At 64.1% G+C, this 1,851-nt stretch carries 2 protein-coding genes; one reads left to right on the top strand and one right to left on the bottom strand.

Annotation, left to right across the window (positions count from 1 at the left end; all coding sequences use genetic code 11):
- Positions 1 to 199: hypothetical protein (locus EOA60_RS38425; protein ID WP_206628330.1), on the top strand; the 199-nt coding region annotated here is incomplete at its 5' end.
- A 502-nt stretch (positions 200 to 701) separates the two neighbouring features.
- On the opposite strand, the gene EOA60_RS31160 is transcribed toward EOA60_RS38425, so the two are convergent.
- Positions 702 to 1,700 (bottom strand): nucleoside hydrolase, encoded by a 999-nt coding sequence (locus EOA60_RS31160; protein ID WP_127335641.1) that lies wholly within the window; start codon positions 1,698 to 1,700, stop codon positions 702 to 704.
- Positions 1,701 to 1,851: the final 151 nt, after the last annotated feature.

The following is a 1,851-nucleotide window of genomic DNA, read 5'->3' as shown; positions in this document are numbered from 1 at the left end:
GCTGCTAGGTATTTTTTCATGGCCAGACCTTTGTTCCAAGGCCAACCTTGTGTGGCTCCTCATCGAGCGTTCCGCTCGACAGCGGTCTGCGAAGCCTTCGTCGCGCGAATGCGTGCCGAGCGATGGCGACTTCTCGCCCTGCCAGGCATCGGCCTCGGCGGTGACCGGCGCGGCTGGAGGCCGCTCGAAAGACGAATGATAGAAAAGCGGTCTCGGCAACGCCAAGCACTGAAAAAGGCTTAGGACTTCTCCTTTCAACTTAGCTGTCGACAGCAGGGCAAGTTTGAGCTCGCCTACGCGCTGCTAACGGGTAACTTTCAAATTAGTTTCAACTAAAAAGCAACAGAACAAGGACACCACCGTGCCAGTGCCGGTTGCTGATGCCGACGCCGGGCTCTCGTCGAAATGGCCGTCTCGGCTTCGCCGGGCCAATTCTCTCCCACTTCCTGGCGTGCGCGGGCCTGGAGGCTTGAGAGTCGCCCAGGGCGGCAAGGCGCCCGCGCTACCGGCTCGAAGCCGCAACGCTCGTCGCGCTGGCCGACAAGGACGCGGTGCTGGTCGGCCAGGCCCACCTGTTGCGATCGATGGTCGAGGGTGCGGCCGGCGATGCGATCCTGGCCAACAAGCGCGAGATCGAGATCGGCATCGCCGCATCAGCGCCACATTGCGCGACAGGCAATCGTTCCTGCTGTGAGGGCCGGCTAGGCCTTGACGCCGGAGCGCCTCACGCCTTTTTGCCTGGTGAGGCGCTCGAGCGCATCGACGATAAGGTCGCAGAATTTCGTATGGTCGAGCTTCATCGCCACGGTGTGGCGGAAATCGACCTGCTCGCTCGCCGTGCCGCCGAAATGGCGCATGCCGCCCAGCTTCTCGAAATTGCAGACCGTCATGCCCTTGGTCCAGCGTCCGGCAAGCTCGACGCGGATGTCGGCCTTCTCGGTGGTGAAGACGCCTGCATCGATCATCGCCGCCACACAGCAGGCGTCATGAACGGCGGGATAGGCTATCTGCAGCAGGCCGCCATGCGTGGTCGCGATGAACTCCCAGATATCGAGAATGAATTTGGCGATCGGGCCGCCGACAGCGCGCACCCTGTCCTGCAGGTCGGGGGTGGCCAAGGCCTGGTGCGTGAGGTCAAGCCCCACCATGGTGACGTCCCAAGCGGCGCGGAACACCACGTCTGCGGCCTCCGGGTCGGCATAGACGTTGAACTCGGCCGCCGGCGTGATGTTGCCGCGCGTGAAACTTCCGCCCATCGCGACGACCCGCTTCACCCGCTCGACGATGCGCGGCTCCTTGCGCACGGCTAGAGCGATGTTGGTGTAGGGCCCGACCGGCACCAGCGTGACGGTTTTCGGCTCATGCGCCATGACCGTCTCGATGATGAAGTCGACGGCATGGCGCTTGTCGAGCTCGAACGAGGCGGGCGGCAGCTCCGGGCCATCGAGCCCGGTCTCGCCGTGGATCTCGACGGCCAGCACCTGGTCGATGATCAGCGGGCCGGGAGAGCCTTTCGCCACCGGCACCTTTATGCCGTAGGCCGTGCATACGGAGAGCGCATTGCGCGTGGTGTTCTCGACATTGTGGTTGCCCGAAACCGTGGTGATGCCGAGAAGGTCGATGTTCGGGTTGCCGGCCGCAAGCAGGATGGCGATGGCATCGTCGTGCCCCGGATCGCAGTCGAGGATGATCTTTTCCATGGGGGTCGCCTCTCCCTGGCCTGCGGCGATTACAGACCGGGGCCTCTGGTGACGTCAAGGTTGCCATCCGGCCGAAGCGCGATCACCACAACTGACGCTCTTGCCGCCCCGCCCATAATGCCGCCCTCAGCGCGCCTGCCCGCCTCTCGCC

This window comes from Mesorhizobium sp. M1A.F.Ca.IN.020.06.1.1 (assembly GCF_004023265.1).
GTDB lineage: Bacteria > Pseudomonadota > Alphaproteobacteria > Rhizobiales > Rhizobiaceae > Mesorhizobium.
This window is presented reverse-complemented; position numbering and strand designations above follow the sequence as displayed.

What these genes read in the sequence shown, in the direction of transcription:
- EOA60_RS31160 (WP_127335641.1), bottom strand. Translation starts at nt 1,700, where the DNA reads ATGGAAAAGATCATCCTCGACTGCGATCCGGGGCACGACGATGCCATC.